Origin of the sequence: Streptomyces sp. NPDC029044, from assembly GCF_040637495.1 — a bacterium.
Taxonomy (GTDB): Bacteria; Actinomycetota; Actinomycetes; order Streptomycetales; family Streptomycetaceae; genus Streptomyces.
This window is the reverse complement of sequence record NZ_JBEZWN010000065.1, coordinates 22146-40138: the sequence shown is the minus strand read 5'-3', so window position 1 is coordinate 40138 and position 17993 is coordinate 22146. Positions and strand designations below refer to the sequence as shown.

The 17993-nt window shown below is 71.7% G+C and carries 13 protein-coding genes and 2 pseudogenes; 7 read left to right on the top strand and 8 right to left on the bottom strand.

Annotation, left to right across the window (positions count from 1 at the left end; translation table 11 throughout):
• Positions 1–56: 56 nt before the first annotated feature.
• Together AB0E85_RS33200 and AB0E85_RS33195 are read left to right on the top strand one after the other, a co-directional pair.
• Positions 57–992, top strand: a pseudogene (locus AB0E85_RS33200) (glycerophosphodiester phosphodiesterase family protein); the annotation flags it as partial.
• Positions 992–1219 (top strand): hypothetical protein, encoded by a 228-nt coding sequence (locus tag AB0E85_RS33195; RefSeq protein WP_107454981.1) that lies wholly within the window; start codon positions 992–994, stop codon positions 1217–1219. The pseudogene AB0E85_RS33200 and the gene AB0E85_RS33195, both read left to right, overlap by 1 nt.
• Before the next feature lie 3 nt (positions 1220–1222).
• On the opposite strand, the gene AB0E85_RS33190 is transcribed toward AB0E85_RS33195, so the two are convergent.
• Positions 1223–1861: a DsbA family protein gene (locus AB0E85_RS33190; RefSeq protein WP_361935184.1), complete on the bottom strand. Its 639-nt coding sequence runs from the start codon at positions 1859–1861 to the stop codon at positions 1223–1225.
• Positions 1862–1998: 137 nt separating this feature from the next.
• On the opposite strand from AB0E85_RS33190, the gene pepN reads away from it, so the two are divergent.
• Together pepN and AB0E85_RS33180 are read left to right on the top strand one after the other, a co-directional pair.
• Positions 1999–4578, top strand: a complete 2580-nt coding sequence (gene pepN / locus AB0E85_RS33185; protein ID WP_361935181.1) for an aminopeptidase N — start codon at positions 1999–2001, stop codon at positions 4576–4578.
• 196 nt (positions 4579–4774) lie between these two features.
• Positions 4775–5815, top strand: coding sequence for a hypothetical protein (locus AB0E85_RS33180; protein ID WP_361935178.1), 1041 nt, complete (start codon positions 4775–4777; stop codon positions 5813–5815).
• Positions 5816–5894: 79 nt separating this feature from the next.
• Here the strand turns inward: AB0E85_RS33180 and AB0E85_RS33175 are convergent.
• From AB0E85_RS33175 to AB0E85_RS33165, 3 genes and pseudogenes are all read right to left on the bottom strand, one after another.
• Positions 5895–6191: pseudogene (locus AB0E85_RS33175) on the bottom strand (peptidase); the annotation flags it as partial.
• Between the two features lie 62 nt (positions 6192–6253).
• A complete protein-coding gene (locus AB0E85_RS33170) occupies positions 6254–8014 on the bottom strand; it encodes a TIGR03767 family metallophosphoesterase (protein WP_361935175.1) in 1761 nt (586 codons plus the stop codon).
• Positions 8015–8245: 231 nt separating this feature from the next.
• Positions 8246–8704 carry an NUDIX hydrolase gene (locus AB0E85_RS33165; protein WP_361935172.1) on the bottom strand — a complete coding sequence of 153 codons (459 nt, stop codon included), beginning with the start codon at positions 8702–8704 and terminating at the stop codon, positions 8246–8248.
• A 225-nt stretch (positions 8705–8929) separates the two neighbouring features.
• Here AB0E85_RS33165 and AB0E85_RS33160 point away from each other — a divergent pair, with 225 nt between their 5' ends.
• Positions 8930–12238 carry a S8 family serine peptidase gene (locus tag AB0E85_RS33160; protein WP_361935169.1) on the top strand — a complete coding sequence of 1103 codons (3309 nt, stop codon included), beginning with the start codon at positions 8930–8932 and terminating at the stop codon, positions 12236–12238.
• Between the two features lie 60 nt (positions 12239–12298).
• Here the strand turns inward: AB0E85_RS33160 and AB0E85_RS33155 are convergent, their stop codons facing one another.
• Together AB0E85_RS33155 and AB0E85_RS33150 are read right to left on the bottom strand one after the other, a co-directional pair.
• Positions 12299–13063 carry a hypothetical protein gene (locus AB0E85_RS33155; protein WP_361935166.1) on the bottom strand — a complete coding sequence of 255 codons (765 nt, stop codon included), beginning with the start codon at positions 13061–13063 and terminating at the stop codon, positions 12299–12301.
• Between the two features lies 1 nt (position 13064).
• Positions 13065–13607, bottom strand: coding sequence for a sigma-70 family RNA polymerase sigma factor (locus tag AB0E85_RS33150; RefSeq protein WP_361935188.1), 543 nt, complete (start codon positions 13605–13607; stop codon positions 13065–13067).
• Positions 13608–14044: 437 nt separating this feature from the next.
• On the opposite strand from AB0E85_RS33150, the gene AB0E85_RS33145 reads away from it, so the two are divergent.
• Complete coding sequence (locus AB0E85_RS33145; protein ID WP_361935163.1) at positions 14045–15061, top strand: aspartate-semialdehyde dehydrogenase; 1017 nt, start codon at positions 14045–14047, stop codon at positions 15059–15061.
• Between the two features lie 160 nt (positions 15062–15221).
• Here the strand turns inward: AB0E85_RS33145 and AB0E85_RS33140 are convergent, their stop codons facing one another.
• On the bottom strand, positions 15222–15713 hold the full coding sequence (locus tag AB0E85_RS33140) for a DUF1203 domain-containing protein (RefSeq protein WP_361935160.1): 492 nt from the start codon (positions 15711–15713) through the stop codon (positions 15222–15224).
• 4 nt (positions 15714–15717) lie between these two features.
• Complete coding sequence (locus tag AB0E85_RS33135) at positions 15718–16947, bottom strand: MFS transporter (RefSeq protein ID WP_361935157.1); 1230 nt, start codon at positions 16945–16947, stop codon at positions 15718–15720.
• Between the two features lie 96 nt (positions 16948–17043).
• Between AB0E85_RS33135 and AB0E85_RS33130 the strand changes: the two genes are divergently transcribed.
• Positions 17044–17991 carry a LysR family transcriptional regulator gene (locus AB0E85_RS33130; protein ID WP_361935154.1) on the top strand — a complete coding sequence of 316 codons (948 nt, stop codon included), beginning with the start codon at positions 17044–17046 and terminating at the stop codon, positions 17989–17991.
• The last annotated feature ends 2 nt before the right edge of the window (positions 17992–17993 follow it).

The window sequence follows — 17993 nt, the reverse complement described above, 5'->3', positions numbered from 1 at the left end:
GGCCCGGAAGGGAACGGTGAGGACCACGAACATTCCGCCACTGGGCGCATTCCAGCCCGGTCGTCATCGGCCACCGCGGCGCGGCCGGCTGGCGCCCGGAGCACACGGCAGCCTCGTACACGTACGCCGTGCAGACGGGCGCCGACTGGATCGAACCGGACCTGGTGCCGACGAAGGACCACGTGCTGGTGGTCCGGCACGAGAACGAGATCTCCCAGACGACCGACGTCGCCCGCCACCCGGAGTTCGCGGACCGCCGTACGACGAAGACGGTCGACGGACGGCAGGTGACCGGCTGGTTCACGGAGGACTTCACGCTGGCCGAGCTGAAGACGCTGCGGGCGGTGGAGCGGCTGCCCGCGGTCCGCAACCGCAACACCGTCTTCGACGGGCGTGCGGAGATCATGACCTTCCAGGAGGTCGTGGACCTGGCGCGGCGGCTGTCGCGGGAGCACGGCCGGACGATCACGGTCTTCCCGGAGACCAAGCACCCCACGTACTTCCGCTCGATCGGACTGCCGTTGGAGCCGCAGCTGGCGGCCGCGATCCGCCGCAACCGGCTCGGCCGGCGCGAGTGCGTCGTGCAGTCCTTCGAGCCGACGAGCCTGCGGCGCATGACGGGCCTGGGTGTGCCGCTGTGGCAGGCGCTGGGGACGGCGGGCGGGCCGTACGACACGCCCTCGGTGACCTACCGGGACATGATGACGCCGGCCGGACTGGCGGCCATCGCGCAGTACGCGGACTGGATCGGTCCGGACAAGTCCTCGGTGGCGGGCACGGCCCTCGTGGCGGATGCGCACGCGGCGGGGCTGCGGATCGGGCCGTACACCTTCCGCGCGGAGAACCAGTTCCTGCCGGAGCGGTTCCGGCGCGGGAGCGGACCGAACGATTTCGGGGACGCGTTCGCGGAATACACGCTGTACTACCGCATGGGGGTCGATGCGGTCGTAACCGACTTCCCGGACTTGGCGGTGATCGCGAGGAGGAGCTGATGACGGTGAGCCGGGCGTGCCGGACCTGCGGCACCATGCAGGAGTTCCGGATGTTCAACGCCGCCGAGCGGGCGGCGGTCCGGGCGGAGAAGGGTCACGGGCACTTCGTGGACGACTACTGGCGCTGCACCGCCGCCGGCTGCCGGTGGTACCAGCGCTACCTCAACCGCGGCGAGGACGGCCTGCTCCCGGAGGAACTCAAGATCCAGGCCGTCCCCGCCGAGTGAGCCCTACAGGTTGGAGAAGTCCGGGCCCTTGGTGCGGGTGCGCTTGATCTCGTAGAAGCCGGGGACGGAGGCCACGGCGAGGGTGCCGTCCCAGAGGCGGCCGGCCTCCTCGCCCTGCGGCGCCGGGGTGACGACCGGGCCGAAGAAGGCGATCTGCTCGCCGTCGGCGCCGGGCACGGCGATGACCGGGGTACCCACGTCCTGGCCGACCTTGTCGATGCCCTCCTTGTGGGAGGCGCGCAGCTCGGCCTCGTAGGGGGTGGAGTCCCAGTGCTCCAGGAGGGACTCGGGCAGACCCACGTCCTTCAGGGCGGCGGCGACCGCCTCCTTGCCGGGGCCCTCGGCCCGGTTGTGGATGCGGGTGCCGAGCGCGGTGTAGAAGTCGCCGAGGACTTCGGGGCCGTGCTCCTGCTGCGCGGCTATGACGACCCGGACGGGGCCCCACGCCTTGGTCTCCAGCAGTTCGCGGTACTCCTCGGGCAGCTCGTCCAGCTTGTCCTCGTTCAGCACGGCGAGGCTCATGACATGCCAGCGGACCTCGATGTCCCTGACCTTCTCCACCTCCAGAACCCAGCGGGAGGTCATCCACGCCCAGGGGCACAGCGGGTCGAACCAGAAGTCGACGGGGGTCTTGTCCGACATGTCTCTCCTCAGCAGGAAACCGTTTCTCCGGCAACGCCGGTGTGCTCTCCCGTCATTCCCGGCTGACCCGCGTCAGGGGCACGTGGCAGGATCGGTCCTGTTCAGCCGTACCCCACGACATCCGAGGAGTGCCACCCGTGCCCGGTGAGAATCTGTCCCGCGACGAGGCCCGGGAGCGGGCCGCCCTGCTGAGCGTCGACGGGTACGAGGTGTCACTCGACCTGCGGTCCGCGGTCGGTGAGGACCGAGGCGACGGGCCCCGCACCTTCCGCTCCGTCACCACGGTCCGCTTCCGCTGCAACGAGCCCGGGGCGAGCAGCTTCGCCGACCTGATCGCGCCGAGTGTGACGGCCGTATCGCTCAACGGCCGTGATCTGGACCCCGGCGAGGTCTTCGACGGCTCCCGGATCACGCTGGAGGACCTGGCCGCGGACAACGAGCTGGTGGTCGACGCCCAGTGCGCCTACTCCCGCACCGGCGAGGGCCTGCACCGCTTCGTCGACCCCGAGGACGGCGAGGTGTACCTGTACACGCAGTACGAGCCGGCCGACGCGCGCCGGGTCTTCACCAACTTCGAGCAGCCCGACCTGAAGGCCCCGTACCGTTTCGAGGTGCGGGCGCCCGAGGGCTGGACGGTGTGGAGCAACGGGGCCGGCGAGCAGACCGACGGGGTGTGGCGGTTCGCCGAGACCAAGCCGATCTCGACGTACATCACCTGCGTGGTGGCGGGCCCGTACCACTACGTGACGGACTCCTACACGCGCACCCTCTCGGACGGCACGACGCTTCAGATCCCGCTGGGCGCCCTGTGCCGCAAGGGCCTCGCGCCCTACTTCGACGCCGACGACGTGTTCCTCGTCACCAAGCAGGGCCTGGACTTCTTCCACGACCACTTCGACTACCCGTACCCGTTCGGGAAGTACGACCAGGCCTTCGTGCCGGAGTACAACCTGGGCGCGATGGAGAACCCGGGACTGGTGACGTTTCGCGAGGAGTTCATCTTCCGCGGGAAGGTGACGCAGGCGTCCTACGAGGGCCGGGCCAACGTCATCCTGCACGAGATGGCGCACATGTGGTTCGGCGACCTGGTCACCATGGAGTGGTGGGACGACCTGTGGCTGAAGGAGTCCTTCGCGGACTTCATGGGCGAGTTCTCACTCGTCGGCGCGACCCGCTTCGTCAACGGCTGGATCACCTTCGCCAACCGCCGCAAGGCCTGGGCCTACCGCGCCGACCAGCTGCCCTCCACGCACCCGATCACGGCGGACATCCGCGACCTCCAAAACGCCAAGCTCAACTTCGACGGCATCACGTATGCCAAGGGCGCGTCGGTGCTGAAGCAGCTCGTGGCGTACGTCGGCGAGGAGGCGTTCCTGGAGGGCGCCCGGCGCTACTTCAAGCGGCACGCGTACGGCAACACCCGCCTCGGTGACCTGCTGTCGGTGCTGGAGGAGACCAGCGGCCGGGACATGAGCGCCTGGTCGCGGTCCTGGCTCCAGACGGCCGGGGTGAACTCGCTGACGCCGCAGGTGCTGCTGGGCGCGGACGGCCGCGTCGAGGAGCTGGCGGTGGTGCAGGAGGCGGCGGAGTCGCACCCCGAGCTGCGCCCGCACCGGATCGCCGTGGGCCTGTACCGGGTGACGGACGGCGGGACGCTGGAGCGCTACGGGCGCGTGGAGACCGACGTCGACGGCGCCCGGACGGTCGTGGCGGAACCGGCCGGGGCCGAGGCACCGGACCTGGTGCTCGTCAACGACGACGACCTGACGTACTGCAAGACCCGCTTCGACGAGACGTCGCTGGCGACCCTGCGCGAGCACCTGGGCTCGATCACCGACCCGCTCGCGCGCGCCCTGTGCTGGTCGGCGCTGTGGAACATGACGCGGGACGCGCTGCTCCCGGCGCGGGACTTCGTGGACCTGGTGCTGCGGTTCGGCGGGCGCGAGTCCGAGATCGGCGTGGTGCAGATGCTGCACGCCTGGGCCGAGTCGGCGGTCACCCACTACACGGCGCCCGCACGGCGCGAGACGGCCGCCCGGCTGCTCGCCGAGGGCGCCCGGCGCGAGCTGTACGCGGCCGGCCCGGGCAGCGAGCACCAGCTCGCATGGGCCCGCTTCTTCGCCCGTACGGCCACCGCCGAGGCCGACTTCGAGCTGCTGCGGGACCTGCTCGCCGGCACGGCGACGGTCGACGGCCTCGACCTGGACCAGGAGCTGCGCTGGGTGTTCCTGGAGCCGCTGGCCGCGCACGGGGTCGTGGACGAGAAGGCGCTGGCCGAGGAGCTGGCCCGGGACGACACGGCCTCCGGCAAGCGCCATCAGGTGCGCTGTCTGGCCGCCCGCCCGTCCGAGGCGGTGAAGGCGCAGGCATGGGCGCAGGTCGTGGAGTCGGACGCGCTGTCCAACGCCATGGTCGAGGCGACCATCGCGGGCTTCTCCCAGGGCTCCCAGCGGGAGCTGATCGCACCGTACGCCGAGAAGTACTTCGCGGCGATCGAGCGGGTCTGGACCGAGCGGTCGATCCAGATCGGCATGCACGTGGTGCAGGACCTGTTCCCGTCGCTCCAGCAGTCGAAGGAGACGCTGGACGCCACGGACGCCTGGCTGGACGCGCACGAGGAGGCGGCCCCGGCGCTGCGCCGGCTGGTGCTGGAGTCCCGTGACGATCTGGCACGGGCGTTGCGTGGACAGGCGTGCGACGAGGCCGCTGACCAGTAGCTTTGGCCTGAGATCCGGGCGTTCCGCCTTCGTTACGAGACGATCGCCCCCGGAGCCGTAACCCCTGGACCGCACCCGAACGGACCAGGGGCTTTCGGCATCCGAACATCCGTCCTTTAGTGCCGGATTGTCCGCATGTGTCGACGGACCTGTAACAGCGGTTCAAAGAGGGCCGGAGCGCGGGAAATTGCGGGGCATGACCCACAACGCCCCGCTCTCCCCCCGCCCGCTGCACGACCTGTCCGGCGGTGGCCGCCCCCGTGTGACGACGACGGCGCGGCTCCGCTCGCGCGGCGTCTCCACCGCCGAGACGAACGAGCAGTGCCGCGCGGGCGGCCCCTGGCAGCAGCTCCTGCCGGGCGTCGTCCTGCTCCACCCGGGCCCGCCGACCAGCGAGGAGCGGCTGCACGCGGTGCTGATGTACGCGGCGCGGGAACGCGGCACCGGGGTCCCCGCCCAGCCGGGCGGGAGCCGGCCGCACGCTCCCGCCTACCCCGAGGCGATGATCACGGGCCTGGCCGCGCTGACCCTGCACGGCTTCTCCTCCACTCCCCCGCTGCCGTCCCTGGACACCATCGACGTCCTGGTCCCGCGGCTGCGCAGGCTGCGCTCCACGGGCTGCGCCCGGATCGTCCGCACACCCGCCATGCCCGACCCCGAGCAGGTCACGGGGGTCCCGGTGGCACCGGTCGCCCGCGCGCTGGCCGACGCGGTGGCCGAACTCGCGGACGCCGGCACCGTCCGCCGGCTGCTCACGGAGGCGGTCCGCGGCAGCCACTGCGACCCGGCGGCGGTGGTCCGGGAACTGAACCAGGCCCGGCTGCTGAGCCGCCCGCACGTCGTGGACGCGGTGGACTCCCTGCTCGCCGAGGGCCGGGCCCGCGCGGAGGACCGCCTGTACCGGATGGTCCGCGAGTACGGCCTGCCCGACCCGGTCTGGAACGTCGACCTGCGCCTGCCCGGCGGCCCCTACCTCGGCGGCCTCGACGCGTACTGGCCCGACCAGGCGGTGGCGGTGGAACTCGACACCCGCGCGCCCCGGCAGGACGACGACGCCCTGTGGTCCGAGTACGCGCGCAAGCGCGAGCACCTGGAGCGGCTCGGCATCACGGTCGTCCACATCACGCCGCGCAAGCTCCGCGACTCCCCCGAGCAGCAGGCGACGGTGCTCCGCACGGCCCTGATGGCCTCGGCCGACCGCGAACCGGCGGCGTATGTCGCGGTCCTGCCCCGGTAGTGACGGACCGGGGCAGGACCAGGAGGGGAGAGGAGGGGCCGCCGGGACACGCCGGTGGCCCCTCTTCGGCAGGGCCGGGCTACCTGTCGCAGTACTCCGCCTCGACGACGGTGCCCGTGTCGGGTGACCAGTCGCCGTTGAAGTCGACGGCCACGGAGTGGCGGCCGTCGTCCGTGGTGAAGGCCGCCGTGGAGGAGCCGTGGATGTCGCCGGTGTGACCCCAGACGGTCATGCCGCAGTCCAGCTTGTACGCCCACAGGCCCAGGCCGTAGCTCTTCGGGTTGAGTTCCGTCACGTCATGGGTCGTCGGGCCGGTGGCCGTCGGCGCCAGCTTGGCGTAGGCGCGACTGCCGGGCCGGGGCAGGGTGAGTTGCGTCAGGGGAAGTACCCCGGGCCGCCCGGCCCGGGTTGAGAGGGGCCCGCCCGGTTGGGCGGGTTTCAGCTCTTCTTGAGCACCAGCTCGGTGTTGCGGTCCTTCGGGTCGCCGCCGAGGGTCGTGCTCGCGCCGGGGGCGTTGAGGGACAGCTCGCGGTAGAGCGCCGCGAGTCCGGTCTGGGAGAGGTCGGAGAAGTCCGTGCGGTGCGGGGCCGAGGACTCCACCAGCGTCGTGAACAGGGAGACCGTGCCGTCCTTGTTGTCGGTCAGCTCGATGATCCGGGCCAGCTGCGGGAAGTCGACGTGGGAGGCGGTGGAGATCTCCCAGAAGGAGCCGCCGCTCGCCAGGGCGTGCGGGGTGATGACGTTCTTGTGGATGTGCCCGTTCACCCAGGCGAGCACCCTGGGGTGATCGCCGAGCAGGGCGAGGACCTCCTGGCCGTTGTGGCGGCGCTCGTTGGGCCTTGCCGGGTCGCTGCGCAGGTTCGTCATCGTCTTGCTGGTGTGGTGGCTGAAGATCACCGCGTAGGAGTCCTTGTTGTCCCGCAGTGTCTTGTCGAGCCACTTGAGCTGGGCCGAGCCGATGGACCCCTCGTAGTGGCCGCCGGAGTCGGTGGTGTCCAGGCTGATGCCGATGACGTCGTCGGAGATGCGGAAGGCGTAGTACTGGGTGCCCGCGTCCAGGTTGGCGGAGGAGTAGCCGTGGCCGGCCGGGCCGACGCCGCGGTGGGCCGGGTCCAGGTGCGCCTGGAGGTACTCGGCCTGCGTGAAGGGCGCGCGCCTCTCGTCGGGGGTGACCGACCGCATGCGGCGGGCCTGGGAGGTGAGGAAGTCGTGGTAGCGGACGCCCTGGGGGTCGCGGGCCTTCTTGATCTGCGCCTGGAGCCGCTGCGCCTCGGCCGCGGAGACGTCCATCAGCTTCTTGCCGCCGACGGCGAGTTCCGTGAGGTACGAGTCGCCGTGCGAGGCGTAGCAGCCCATCGGCAGCGAGTCGTGGTTGCCGACCGTCGAGTACCAGGGCAGGTTGAGGCCGGGGCTGCGCACCTCGCGGATCGCGGCCTTCAGGAAGCCGTCGAGGTGGGGGAAGCCCGCCTGCTTGTCGCTGTCGCGGACCGCGGCATCCGGCTGCCAGTACTGCTTGAGGCCGCTGTTCTGGACGCCCTCGTACCGGCGCGGGTCACCGGTGTTGGGCGTGATGCGCCCGCCGCTCATGATCTTCAGGAACCAGTCCAGCTCGGACTTGGCGTTGTTGTCCGTGTTGTCGCCGGTGGTCATGGCGAAGTGCAGCGGGGCGCCGGTGACGGGGGCGCCGCGCAGCGCGTTGATCCGCTCCACCAGCGCGATCGCGCCCTGCACGGTCAGCGCCTCGTGCGGCCGCCAGGCGTGGATGTCGGCCGAGCGCAGGTACTCCAGACGCAGCGGGTGCTGGGTGTCGATGATGTGCAGGTCGGTGAGCTGCACGAACGCGGCGAGCGGGGTACGGCGGCCGGCCCGGCCGGGCCGGGGCGCGGCCAGGTCGGAGCGGACGACCCGCTGCCAGCCGGGCCCGTCGTTCAGCCGGCGGTAGCCGGAGCTGCCGCGCGGAGCGGCGACGGACGCCAGTGTGGTGCCCTTGGTGTAGGGGGCCAGCGGCGCGGCCGGTGCCCGGCGCGAGGAGGCCGCCACGGCGGCGTCGGTGCTCTCCTTGACCGTGGCGGCCTGGCTGTCGCTGGGCCGCAGGGCGTAGCCGACGCCCCCGGAGAGGGCGACCGCGCCGGTGGCGGCGAGGACGGAACGACGGTGGATGCCCCGGCCTGAGCCGGCGACTGAGCGTGTGCGCGACATGCGCTTCTCTCCCCGAGTGCGAACGCGTCGGCAGTGGTCGCGGGGCGTTCACGTCGTGAACACCCCGCTCGTACTGGATCGTTGGCACCGGGAATGACCTGCGCGTAAACGAGGCGGCAACGCGCAGCGCCGATCACCGTACGTGGATCTTGGACTACCCTGCGCGTCGTCGCCTGCTCCGGATACGGCCCGGAGTCCGTCACGCGGCGTTCACCTTCCGGGGTACTGCACCTACCCCGGGAGGTCCGCCAGCCGTCCGGTGACCGGGCGTTCGCGCCACATCCGCAGGGCGATGTCGACCATCGGCACCCGGACGAGAGCGGGGACCGCGTCCAGGTCGTGCCAGGCGGCGAGGTCGGTGGAGCCGTTCACCTCGTAGCGCAGTTCGCCGCCGGTGACGCGGCCCTCGTAGACGAACCGGACACCGTGGTTCTCGACGGCGCGTCCGAGGCCGTCGCGGAAGACGCGGGTGGAGGAGTTCACGCCGAGCAGCCCGGTCACCTCGATGCGGTAGCCGGTCTCCTCCTCCACCTCCCGCCGGACGGTGTCGTAGGGGTCCTCGCCGTGCTCCATGCCGCCGCCCGGCACGACCCACTCGGGCGTGCCGTCCTGGGCCGGCGAGCGGGCGAGCAGGATCTGTCCGTCCCGGACGCATATGGCGTAGGCCGCCACCCTCAACTTCTGTCGCACTCCGGGACGTTAACCGATTTCTTTGCCACCTTCAGGACCGATGCTCACAAATCGCATCGCGGGTTTTCCCCATACGTCCATCTCGTTTCGGTCAACACTCCCCAAAGGACTTCACCTTGCGTAAGGCTGTGCGATCGTCCGGGCTTGCCGTTCGGACCATCTGCGACCAGGACCGATCGGGCCCCGGTCGCTTCCCGCTCGTTCCTTTACCTACAAGGGATGCCGATGACCCCTCCCACCCCGCGCGATCAGATATCGGGCAGACGTGTGGCACGCATCGCCGTGGCCGCCGGTCTCGTCGCCGCGCTCTCCGCGGCCGGGCCGATCCCCATGGCGTTCTCCGCCGACGGCCCGGGCGCGGACGCCCCGGCCGAGCCGAGCGTCAAGTCCGCGCACGCCAAGCTCGGTTCGGACGACGCGGACCTGCTCGCGGAGGCCAAGGCCGACGGCGACAAGACCGTCACGATGATGATCGCCACCGCGCCCGGGAAGACCGAGCAGGTCGCCGGGCAGCTGGACGCGGTCAAGGGCGGCTCGGTCGGCCGGGCCGACGACAAGCTCGGCTACGTCCGCGCCACCGTCCCGACGGCCAAGGCCGACTCGGCGATCGCCGCCGCCACCAAGCTGTCCTCCGTGCACGGCATCGACCTGCGCGAGGAGATCCCGCTGGACGACCCGGCACCGAGCGCGGACACCGCCAAGGGCGCCAAGGCCGCGAAGGGGACGTACCCGGCGCCGGGGAAGAAGACCCCGGCTGAGAACCCGTACAACCCGTCCTTCGAGACGGGCGCGGTCGACTTCGTCGAGGACCACCCGAAGGCGGACGGCCGCGGCGTCACCATCGGCATCCTGGACTCCGGCGTGGACCTCGGCCACCCGGCGCTCCAGAAGACGACGACCGGTGAGCGGAAGATCGTCGACTGGGTGACGGCGACCGACCCGATCATCGACAACGACAACACCTGGCGCCCGATGGTCTCGGCCGTCTCCGGCCCCGCCTTCAGCTACCAGGGCCAGTCGTACAAGGCGCCGGCGGGCTCCTACAGCGTCAGCCTCTTCAAGGAGTCGTACACCACCGGCGGCGACGCGGCGGGCGACGCCAACCGGGACGGCGACACCACCGACGTCTGGGGCGTGCTCTACGACGCGGCGGCCGGCACGGTCCGGGTCGACCTGAACAACAACAACGACTTCGGCGACGACGCCCCGATGAAGCCGTACAAGGACGGCCACCAGGTCGGGTACTTCGGCACCGACAACCCGGCCACCGACGTCGCCGAGCGGCAGCCGTTCGTCGTGGAGATCCGCAAGGACGTCCCGATGGACCCGCTGGGCGGCAGCTGGGTCGGCAAGAAGTCCGACTTCGTCAACATCGGCGTCATCGAGTCCGAGCACGGCACGCACGTCGCCGGCATCACCGCCGCCAACGGCCTGTTCGGCGGGAAGATGGACGGTGCCGCTCCGGGCGCCAAGCTGGTCTCCTCGCGCGCCTGCACCTGGTCCGGCGGCTGCACCAACGTGGCGCTCACCGAGGGCATGATCGACCTCGTCACCAAGCGCGGTGTCGACATCGTCAACATGTCCATCGGCGGCCTGCCGGCGCTGAACGACGGCAACAACGCGCGCGCCGAGCTGTACACGCGGCTCATCGACACCTACGGCGTCCAGCTGGTGATCTCCGCGGGCAACTCCGGCCCCGGCGCCAACACCATCGGCGACCCCTCCCTGGCCGACAAGGTCATCTCGGTCGGCGCGTCCGTCTCCAAGGAGACCTGGGCTGCCAACTACGGCTCGGTCGTGGAGAAGAAGTACGCGATGATGCCGTTCTCCTCGCGCGGCCCGCGTGAGGACGGCGGCTTCACGCCGACCCTGGTCGCCCCGGGCGCGGCGATCAACACCATCCAGACCTGGATGCCGGGCCAGCCGGTCGCCGAGGCGGGCTACACCCTGCCGGCCGGCTACGGCATGCTCCAGGGCACCTCGATGGCCTCCCCGCAGGCCGCCGGTGCCTCGGCGCTGCTGATCTCGGCCGCCAAGCAGAAGAAGATCGACCTCACGCCGGCGACCCTGCGCACGGCCCTCACCTCCACCGCCGACCACATCAAGGGTGTGCAGGCGTACGAGGAGGGCGCGGGCCTCATGAACATCGAGGACGCCTGGGACGCCATCCGCGACGACGCCACCTCGCACGCCTACACGGTCAAGGCGCCGGTCGACACCGCGATCGACCAGTTCCTGAAGACCCCGGGCTTCGGCACGGGCCTGTACGACCGTGAGGGCGGCCTGAAGGCCGGCCAGAAGAAGACGTACGACATCACCATCACCCGTACGTCCGGCGCCGACAAGGCGATCCGGCACGAGCTGCACTTCGAGAACAACGCGGGCGGCACGTTCCGCATCGTGGGCTCCGACGAGGTGAAGCTGCCGCTGAACCAGCCGGTGACCGTCAAGGTCCAGGCCGCGCCGAAGTCCGCGGGCATCAAGAGCGCGATCCTGGAGGTCGACGACCCGAAGACCGAGGGCATCGACCGCCAGGTCCTCAGCACGGTCGTGGTCTCCACGCCGCTGAAGTTCACGACCTCCGCGAAGAACTCGGTGCAGCGCAACAGCTCGCACCACTACTTCGTCACCGTCCCGGAGGGCGCCAAGACCCTTGAGGTCGCGATGAGCGGGCTGAAGGACAAGAGCCAGACCCGGTTCATCTCCATCCACCCGTACGGCGTCCCGTCCGACCCGACGTCGACGATCAACTGCTACCCGAACTACCCCAACCCGGCCAACACCTGCCGCCCCGACCTGCGTTCGTACGCGAACCCGCAGCCGGGCGTGTGGGAGATCGAGGTCGAGTCGCGCCGTACGTCGCCGCTGCTCGACAACCCGTACAAGCTGGACGTCGCCGTCCTCGGCGCGGCCTTCGACCCGGAGACCGTGACCGTGCCCGAGGCGAAGGTCGGCACCCCGGCCGCCGCCTCCTGGAAGGTGACGAACGGCTTCGCCGCGCTCGACGGCAAGCTGGTGGGCGGCCCGCTGGGTTCGGCCAAGGCGACCCGCCCCTCGATCAAGCAGGGCGAGACGCAGACCACGACGGTCGAGGTGCCCGCGGGCGCGAAGTCGCTGGACGTCGCCATCGGCGGGGTCTCGGACAACGCCGCGGACCTGGACCTCGCCGTGTACGACGCGTCGGGCACGCAGGTCGGCAGCTCGGCCGACGGCGACTCGGAGGAGTCGGTCTCCCTCCCCTCCCCGGCCGCCGGTAAGTACTCGATCGAGGTCGTCGGCTACTCGGTGCCGGCCGGCACCACCGCGTACGACTACCAGGACGTGTTCTTCTCCCCCTCCCTCGGCAGCGTCGGTGTCGACGGGTCGGCGCCGGTGAAGCTCGGCACGGGCGACTCCGCGACGGTCTCGGGCAGCGTCACCGCCGCGGCGGCCGCTCCCGAGGGGCGTGAGTTCTTCGGCCAGGTCCAGCTGGTCAACGCGCGCGGCACCGTCGCGGGCCTGGGCAGCGTGAAGATCGAGAAGGTTCTGCCGTAGCGGTATCGCGGCAACGGTGGGGCGGGCGTCCGTACGGGCGCCCGCCCTTCCTGCTGTCCCTCACGGGCACGGGAGCGAGCGCGAGTCGGGCAGCGCGTCGGTGATCCACGCCCGTTCGCGGGCGATCTCCTTCTCTCCGGTCGCCCACAGGTCCGGGTGCGCCTGCGTTCCCGAGATGCCGACGAGCATGGGTGCACCGGCTCGCAGCGCGGGCACGGCGCCGGTCTCCAGGGGGAAGGTGATCCGCGCCCGTCCCTTGTCCGGCTTGTAGTAGCGCGTCACGTCCAGCGTGATCCGGTCCTGCCCGGTACCGGGAACCGTTTCGACCTCGGCGACGGTGCCCTCGACGACGATCCGGGCGCAGGCGAGATACCCGGCGTGGCTGAGCTTGGCGTCCCCTTCGGAGTGCGGACCCCCGGCGACGGAGCTGTCGGCGGCGGACGATCCGCCCTGATCACCCCCGGCGCTCATGCCGCCGCTCTGGACGACGAGCCAGCCCATGCCGATCACCATGCTGGCCCCGACGGCCGCGACGAGGCCCTTCAGGGCCACGGCCAAGGGCTCGGGCCGCTTGCGGCGCGCCGGCAGCGGCGTCACGGAGGCACCGTCGCCGGTGGCGGATCCGGGTGCCTCCTGGGGCTCGGCGAGGGCGTGTCCGATGAGGCCCAGCTGCTCGCGCAGCACCCCCAGGTCGGCGGTCGCGGCCCGGTACTCGGCCATGAAGGCCTCACTCGCACGGGCCTCGTGCGGTGGCTCCTCGCCGGTGATCGCCGCCATCAGCGCATCGGACCCGTCGCGCCCGGCCTGGTCCTTTTGGGCGGTCACGTCACACCACCTCGTCCTCGTGCAGGCGGGCGCGCAGGGCCCGTACCGCCGTGTGCAGCCGGCTCTTGACCGTGCCCTCCGGGACGCCGAGCTGCTCGGCGATGGACCGGACCGGCAGGTCGGCGTAGAAGCGCAGGACGACGACCTGCCGCTGCGCGTCGGGCAGCTCGTCCAGACCCTGGGCGACGGCGACGGACAGCACGCTGCTGTCCTCGCCGGACGGATGCGCCGGCTGACGCAGGGAGGCCAGCCGCTCCCCGAGCCGTTCCTGGCGGCGCTTGGCCCGGTGCCAGTCCATGGCCAGGTTGGAGGCGACGACCGCCGCCCATGCCGAGACGTCCCGCGGCGCCTCCCTGCCGCTCGCGGCCCGCTCCAGCAGCCGCAGGCGGACCTGCTGCACCCCGTCCGGCAGGTCCGCCTGCGGCACCCCGCCGAGCGCGAGCACCGCCCGCACCCTGCGCTCCTGCGCCGCGTCCAGCGGATCGGCCGCGACCGTGGCCGCGGCCGCCGGATCGGCGTCGCTCGGCGTATCGGCCCCGCCCAGCGGATCAGCAGCGTCCCGCGGACCGTCGCCGGTCGCGGTGTGCGCCTCCCGTGCGCGCCGGGCCCTACCGCGCAGCAGCACAAGCCACCCCCCCTTGCCGTGTTTCTCCTACGACGCCAGTACGGCCCGGAACGTTCGGCCGTTTTCCCGACGAGTGCCGGCCGGGCGGCAGAGGCATACATCACACTTCCGTGTGGCCGAGACCGACAGGGGCAGGCGAGCTTGCGGCGCACGACCCCTGCCGGACGAATTCCTCCAGCTCAGCGGGGTCGACACCGCAGGTCCGCAACCATGGGGCGGGACGCGCCGTCCCACTCCTCGGGCAGTCCGGGGAAAGAAGTGGACAGGCGGGCCGTGGTCGGCCGCATGATGGAAAAGCCTCGGCCAAGCAACGAGCACGTGAAGAGACGCAGAGAGACGCAGGAGAGGGAGACACCGTGAGGGTCGGAATCGTCGGAGCCACCGGACAGGTGGGCACGGTCATGCGCAGGATCCTCACGGAGCGGAACTTCCCGGTCACGGAGCTGCGCCTGTTCGCCTCGGCCCGTTCCGCGGGCACGGAGCTGGACGGCGTGACGGTGGAGGACGCGGCGACCGCCGACTACACCGGCCTGGACATCGTGCTGTTCTCCGCGGGCGGCGCGACCTCCAAGGCGCTGGCCGAGAAGGTCGCCTCGCAGGGCGCCGTGGTGATCGACAACTCCTCCGCGTGGCGCAAGCACCCGGAGGTCCCCCTGGTGGTCTCCGAGGTCAACCCGCACGCGATCAAGGACCGCCCCAAGGGCATCATCGCCAACCCGAACTGCACGACGATGGCCGCGATGCCGGTCCTGCGTCCGCTGCACGCCGAGGCGGGCCTGGAAGCCCTGGTCGTCGCCACGTACCAGGCGGTCTCCGGTTCCGGCCTCGCGGGCGTCGCCGAGCTGCACGGCCAGACGCAGAAGGTCGTCGCCGAGGCCGAGAAGCTCACCCACGACGGTGCAGCGGTCGACTTCCCCGAGCCGGGCGTCTACAAGCGCCCCATCGCCTTCAACGTGCTGCCGCTGGCCGGCAGCATCGTCGACGACGGCCTGAACGAGACCGACGAGGAGCAGAAGCTCCGCAACGAGTCCCGCAAGATCCTGGAGATCCCCGAGCTGAAGGTCTCCGGCACCTGCGTGCGCGTCCCGGTCTTCTCCGGCCACTCCCTCCAGATCAACGCCCGCTTCGCCCGCCCGATCTCCGCGGAGCGCGCGGCGGAGCTGCTGAAGGACGCCCCGGGCGTCGAGCTCTCCGACATCCCGACACCCCTCCAGGCCGCCGGCAACGACCCGTCCTACGTCGGCCGTATCCGCCGCGACGAGACGGTGGACAACGGCCTGGCCCTCTTCGTCTCCAACGACAACCTCCGCAAGGGCGCGGCGCTGAACGCCGTCCAGATCGCGGAGCTGGTGGCGGCGGAGCTGAAGGGCTGACGCAGCCGTCCGCAGACATACGCGGCCCCCTGCTCCGGAGTACCGCGGAGCAGGGGGCCGCGTCTGTGCGAACGCGGCGCGATCAACGGCTGCTTGCCAGATGATCACAATGGGGCATCAGCCACCTCAAGTACCAAATCGGCACATGCATTCGAGTGGTCTACACCGCAGCGATCTCTCTGCGCACCTCGTAGAGGAAGCAGCCGTACTCGACGGCCCGGACGTGGACGAGCGCCACGGCCGGGTCGTCGAACGCTGCCGTGAGGGCCTCCTCGAAGGAGTCCGATGCCCCGACCAGCCGCCCGCCCAGGATGCGGCCCCGCGCGGAATAGCGGCGGACCGTGCGGTGGGCGCCCGGGAAGGGAAGGGACACTCCGGCCGGGCCGTCGCACGGCTCCGCGTGGATGAAGACCGGGCCCACTTCGTCGTACGCGCCGGGGTCGACGCCCTGTTCCGCCGCCCAGCGGCGCAGCGGGGCGTACGACACCAGGGCGATGCGCTCGCCGGGCTCACTGCGGTCCAGACAGCAGCGGAGAGGTGCCCCGCCCCCGGGGTCGGTGAAAGGGGCCGTGGGACGGCCCGAGTCGTCCGCGGCGCGCAGTTCCTTGAGGACGCGCGGGGCGATGGGCTCTACGGAGTACGTCGTCGTCATGGCATCAGGCTCGTTCGCGTACGGCCGTGGCACCGGCGGTATCCGGACGTCGCGCTCCCCTGCTCAGCAGGGCCGGCAGGGCCAGCAGGGCCAGCGCACCGCCCACGCCCAGCACCGCGGCGGGCCCCAGGGCGTCCGCCGTCCGGCCCCCGGTGAACGCGCCCAGCGCGATGGCCATGTTGAACACCCCTGCGAAGAGCGCCGACCCCGCCTCGCGCGCCCGGGGCGCCGCGGCCGACAGCAGGCTCTGGGCGGAGACGGAGACGCCTCCGTAGACCAGGCCCCACAGCACGAGCAGGGCCGTGGAGGCCGCCAGTGAACCCGCCGCCGGGATCAGCAGCAGCACCACGGTGCCGAGCCCGGCCGCGATGGCCGACAGAGCCCTGCGGGGGGTACGGGCGGCGAGCTCGCCGCCCGCGAAGGTGCCGGCGACGCCGGCCAGGCCGTAGCCGAGGAGCAAGGTGCTCACCGTTCCCGCGCCCAGACCCGGGATCCGGTCCAGAACCGGGCGGACGTAGGTGTATGCCGTGAAGTGGCCCGTGACCAGAAGCGCGATGGCCAGCAGGCCCCGGCCGACGCCGGGCGTGCGCAGCAGTCGCGCGAACGTGCCCGGGCGGACGGGTGCCTGCGGCGGGAGCGGCGGCAGGAACAGGACCAGTGCCGCCGTCACGGTCAGGGTCACCCCTGCCAGGGCCGCGAAGGCCCAGCGCCAGCCCGCGAGCGACCCGAGGAAGGTCCCGGCCGGGACGCCCAGCACCGAGGCGACCGCTATCCCGCTGAAGATCAGCGCGGTCGCCCGACCGGCCCGGTGCGGTGGCAGCAGGCGGGTGCCCAGTCCGGCTGCGATCGCCCACACCCCGCCGATGCACATCCCGACCAGGACACGCGCCAACAGCAGGACCGCGATGTGCGGGGCGAGCGCGGAGAGCACGTTGGCGGCGGTGAGAAGCAGCAGCAGCGCGCACAGCACCGAGCGCCGGTCGGCACGGCGGACGGCGACCGGCAGCAGCAGCGCGCTCGCCGCGGCGACCAGGCCCGGCAGGGTGACGGCGAGCCCGGCGGTCCCGGCCGAGACCCGCAGGCCGGCGCCGAGCGGGGTGAGCAGGCCGACGGGGAGCATCTCGGTCGTGACGACGGAGAACGTGGCGGCGGCGAGGGCCAGGACGGCGGCCCAGGTGCGTGGCCCGGCGGTGCCGGTCCCGGGCGCGGTGGTCGTGGACGTGATGGAAGGCATGCCTCCACCCTTCGTTGCCGCCCGGCCGGGAACAACGACGAAGTCCTCACCCTTCCATGAGCGGGACTGATCGATCGAAGCGGAAGGGAAACCGCTGTGCAGAGGCTGGAGTTGCGCGAACTGGAGTGCTTCCTGGTGCTGGCCGAGGAACTGCACTTCGGGCGTACCGGGGAGCGGCTCTACGTCTCGCAGAGCCGGGTGAGCCAGTTGCTGAGCGCGCTGGAGCGGCGGGTGGGCGGCCGGCTGGTGCGGCGGACAAGCCGGCGGGTGGCGCTGACCCCGCTCGGGGAGCGGTTCCTGGAGCGGCTGTGTCCGGCGTACGACGGGTTGCTGGGTGCCGTGGAGGACGCGCGGGTCGCCGCCCGGGGGGTCGGGGGCAGTCTGCGGGTCGGCTTCCAGGGGGCTGCGGACACACGGTTGACGGCTGCGGTGCGCTCCTTCCGGTCCGAGCACCCGGAGTGTGCCGCGGACCTGGTGGAGATCCCGCTCGCCGACCCCTTCGGCGGTGTGCGGGAGGGTGTGGTGGACGCGGCCGTCGTGCTGCTTCCGGTGGAGGAGCCGGACCTGGTGCTCGGTCCGGTGTTCTCGCGGCGCCCGCAGACCGTCGCGGTCGCCCTGGACCATCCTTTCGCCGCCCGTGCGGCGGTGACGGCTGCGGAGGTGGCGGAGAGCCCGCTGGTGACGGCCGCACCCCCGGCTCCGGCGTACTGGCGGGCGGCCCATGCCCCGTCCGCCGTGCCCGGGCCGGCGGTGACCACCCTGCAGGAGGGGCTGACCCAGGTCGCCGCCGGGCACGCGGGGATGCTGCTGTGCCGTCCCACGGCGGCGTACCACCGGCGTGAGGACGTGGCGTTCGTACCGGTGGAGGGCGTTCCGGAGTCCGCGCTCGGCCTGGTGTGGCACCGGGACGGGGAGTCGGCGGCGGTGCGCGCGTTCGCCCGCGCCCTCGCCCGCCGAGGGGTATCCCTAGGAGACGCCCCGGTCGTCGCCTCACGCCGATCCGCCGTGGAAAGATGGCGCAACCCACCCATAACGAGGAGATGACC

Coding starts and splice junctions, on each gene's coding strand:
- AB0E85_RS33170 (WP_361935175.1), bottom strand. CDS start 8,014: ATGTCGCGCACACGCTCAGTCGCCGGCTCAGGCCGGGGCATCCACCGT.
- AB0E85_RS33180 (WP_361935178.1), top strand. CDS start 4,775: ATGACCCACAACGCCCCGCTCTCCCCCCGCCCGCTGCACGACCTGTCC.
- AB0E85_RS33190 (WP_361935184.1), bottom strand. CDS start 1,861: ATGTCGGACAAGACCCCCGTCGACTTCTGGTTCGACCCGCTGTGCCCC.
- AB0E85_RS33160 (WP_361935169.1), top strand. CDS start 8,930: ATGACCCCTCCCACCCCGCGCGATCAGATATCGGGCAGACGTGTGGCA.
- AB0E85_RS33195 (WP_107454981.1), top strand. CDS start 992: ATGACGGTGAGCCGGGCGTGCCGGACCTGCGGCACCATGCAGGAGTTC.
- AB0E85_RS33140 (WP_361935160.1), bottom strand. CDS start 15,713: ATGACGACGACGTACTCCGTAGAGCCCATCGCCCCGCGCGTCCTCAAG.
- AB0E85_RS33135 (WP_361935157.1), bottom strand. CDS start 16,947: ATGCCTTCCATCACGTCCACGACCACCGCGCCCGGGACCGGCACCGCC.